The organism is Flavobacteriales bacterium (genome assembly GCA_013001705.1).
Taxonomy (GTDB): domain Bacteria; phylum Bacteroidota; class Bacteroidia; order Flavobacteriales_D; family JABDKJ01; genus JABDLZ01.
On the sequence record JABDLZ010000263.1, the window covers coordinates 1 to 3,823 of the forward strand.

2 protein-coding genes are annotated in these 3,823 nt (G+C 49.9%); both read left to right on the top strand.

What is annotated here, in order from left to right; all coding sequences use genetic code 11:
• On the top strand, nt 1-1,254 hold a 1,254-nt coding region (locus HKN79_10505), incomplete at its 5' end, for an FAD-binding protein (GenBank protein NNC83997.1).
• Nucleotides 1,255-1,404: 150 nt separating this feature from the next.
• A partial coding sequence (locus tag HKN79_10510) for a hypothetical protein (GenBank protein NNC83998.1) occupies nt 1,405-3,823 on the top strand: 2,419 nt, incomplete at its 3' end.

Here is a 3,823-nt window from a genome sequence, read left to right on the forward strand (position 1 = left end):
GAGATGGGGCTGAGACCTGTGGTCTACGAGAGAGGTAAGGATGTTCGGGCCAGAAGACGGGATATCGCTAAGCTCAACAAGGAGCATATCGTAGACCCGGAGAGCAATTATTGCTTCGGAGAAGGAGGGGCTGGTGCGTACAGCGATGGGAAACTATATACACGATCGAAGAAGCGGGGAGACGTTCAGAAGATACTCGAGACACTGGTCTTTCATGGAGCGGCAAGGGATATACTCATAGATGCGCATCCGCATATTGGGACCAATAAGTTACCGGGGATCATCACCGCAATCCGAGAGACGATTCTCGATCACGGGGGTGAGATTCATTTCAACGCCCGATTGACGGATATCATTATCCGTGACCAGCAGGTACAGGCCATTCTCATAAATGGTGATCAGGAGATAGCAGTAGACCAACTCATTCTAGCTACAGGACATTCTGCGAGGGACATCTTCACACTCTGCAGAGAACGGGATATACGCATCGAGAATAAGGACTTTGCCCTTGGAGTACGGGTGGAGCATCCGCAGGAATTGGTGGATCGGATGCAATATGGGAAGAGTACGAGACCCGATATTTTACCTCCTGCATCCTATAATCTGGTATGTCAAGTAGGGGATACAGGAGTATTCTCATTCTGCATGTGCCCCGGTGGTATCATCGCTCCTTGTGCAACTCGTCCGGGAGAGATAGTGACCAATGGATGGAGTCCGAGTAAGCGTAACAATCCCTATGCGAATTCAGGGATAGTGGTACAGGTGCGTGATGCGGACATCAGACCTTTTGCAGAATATGGTGCACTCGCTGGAATGCACTTCCAAGCTAGTGTCGAAAAACGGGCATGGAAGCTGGCAGGAGAGACCCAGACAGCACCGGCCCAGCGATTGAATGACTTTGTACATGGGAGGGTCTCTTCCGATCTGCCGGATTGCAGCTATTATCCAGGGATCACCTCTGTCGATCTGGGACTCGTCCTTCCCGAGCGGATCCATAGGGCACTTCAGAGTGCTTTCAAGCAATTCGGAAAGAAGATGCCTGCCTATCTGACCAATGAGGCCGTAGTAGTAGCTACTGAATCACGTACCTCTTCTCCCATACGCATCCCACGCGATAAAGAGACGCTGCAGCACGTGGATATCCAAGGCTTGTATCCTTGTGGAGAAGGAGCGGGCTATGCGGGAGGAATCGTATCAGCGGCTATCGATGGTCAGCGCTGTGTGCAGGCTATCGTCAAGCAGATTGGCAACTGATATTCTTGAAAATCGAACTTGATAAGCTCTCGAGTAGATTCTTTTTGACGAATATATTGGCGCGCTGGTCGAAGTTTTAATAACTTTCGTCTACGAAAAGAGTGCTGACCTTTGAATTGATGTGCTCTTCCAACCTTTAAACGCGTTCTAATGCCAACTTCGATGTACTCGGCTTTTTCGAAGTCGATCACTCTTTCGTTCCTATTCTCACTGCTCTGTGGAGGTATTCTCATTGGGCAGGAGACCAGCGAACCTTCCATAGAACCTGGGACCAAATTCGTCCCCTTCGACCCCGCTGACGAGGATGCTTTGCGATCTCTTATCGTAGATAATCCGGACCTGGTCATCGGACCATGTGAGGATTTCAACGTGGTCTTGATCCTGGATGAATCCGGCTCTATCGATGATGACGCTGCTTTTCCCGGTCAGTTCTCTCAGAACGAACAGGAAGTAAGAGCAGCTACACTCGGTCTGGCCACCGCTCTGAACAACAAAGGAGGGGATATGGCTATCGTGGAGTTCAGTACTGAATCCGAGATCATAGATATTGATGGTGCGGGACCCGGAGCACCTGGTTACCGGACTATCGATGATGATTTCATCAGCGATCTTTCAGAATACCTCTACCCAGGAGGAGTCAACCCACCTGCTAATGGTACTTCTGGATATGAAGCAGTAGGCTGGACCAACTGGGAGGCCGTATTCGATGACGTCATTTCGCTGAATTCGGTTCAACTGGCCGACCTTGTCATCTTCATGACCGATGGAAACCCGACAGCCTATGTTAATGATGACAACACAACATGCGCAGGTTGTGATGAGACCGATGCATTGAATCAAGCCATTCCTAAGGCAGATGCTGTTAAGAGCGCAGGTTCTCACATATATGCCTTCGCCCTCGGAGAGAACATCAATTTGAGCAATATCGCCTCTATGACGGGGCCAGATGAGGATACAGCTCCAGGAAATGGGGATGGATTGACTCCTGCCAATTCAGATTATACTCAGGCCACCTTCGAAGAACTTCAAGATGACTTCAGCGAGATCGTCTTCGAATCATGTGACCCAGCCGTGCTCCTGGAGAAGACGGTCTATCTGGGCCATGACAATGGAGCTTCATGTCCTGGGGTAGAAGAGGTATCTGGTCTTACGGGTGACCCTGTGACCTACTGTTTCAAGATCACCAACCTCGGAGACACCTATCTGGAACTGGTGTCCTTCACCGATGCCGATCTCGGCATCACTGAAGCGAGCCCAGGCTTGATGGTCGCATCAGGTGGATATCCGATCGGCCCGGTGGATGATGCTCCAGCGAATAGTATCACCTATTATTATGAGACTACCATCGTTGGGGATCTTGTCAATACGGCCTCCGTTCAACTCAACCCCGTGGATGAGCTGGGTGAAGACTTAGGCCTGGCCGATGTTGCAGACTCGGATACGGCATCCGTTCTGGATAGTGGGGTGCCTTGTGGTTCGTGCATTATCGAAGGAGAGACGGGTCCAGTATGCCCGGGGTCTATTCAGACCTACACCGCGCCCATTACCGGTATCTGCGATAATCCCGATTATCTCTGGTCGGTGGTAGGCAACGGTAGTATATTGAATGACAATGGTTCCAGTATCGATGTGCAGATCGGAAGTAATTGTAACGAGTCGGTAGAAGTGGCGCTGATCATCGATTGTGAAGGTTGTGTTCCCGATACACTCATCCATTGCGGAGTGATAACCACTGTTGTAGGGGATGATGAGGCACCTACTATTACTCCGAATATCCTTCAGATAACGACCGATTGTGGTGCACCCTCACAATTCCCGGATTTCCAGTATGCTGATAATTGCACGCCTGAGGAGGACCTCATTATCGAGATCGTGGATGAGTATGACACCTATTGCGGAGGCGAGGTGGTCGATTGGTACATCACGGTGACCGATCTGTGCGGCAATCAAGAGAGTTTGTATTTCCAATATGTAGAGATCGACACCATTCCTCCAACGATCGAGGCCTTCGATGATGTGAGTGTTGATTGTGATGAAGTCGGTGACCATGCTGGCTATGTGGTCGATGATCAATGCTATTATCCGGTGAATGTCGAAGTGGATAGTGTTTTTGACCCGAGCTGCGGACAAGGCGGGGTGTGGACTCTGACCTATACGGCCACTGATGCCTGTGGAAACTCGGCCATCGATATACAGACCATCACCTTGGTCGATGATCTGAATCCCTGGCTGACCGGTGTACCTGATGATATCGACCTATACTGCACCTCTTTGCCACCTGCACCTGAAGTCACGGCTTTCGATGCGTGTGATGGCGATATTCCCGTCATATTTTCTGAGACTCAAATACCAGGTGACTGCCTGTCTTTTGAACGGACATGGTCCGCTGTAGATGATTGTGGTAATAGCTCGATCGCTACTCAGGCCATCAATTTGATCGATACGGTAGCTCCTGAAATACATATAGATGATCCCTACATAGAGATACCCTGTGATGAGATGCAGTCTTTATATGTCAATGCAACGGATGATTGCGACACCTCACTCACTGTTTACTACCAGGATATCA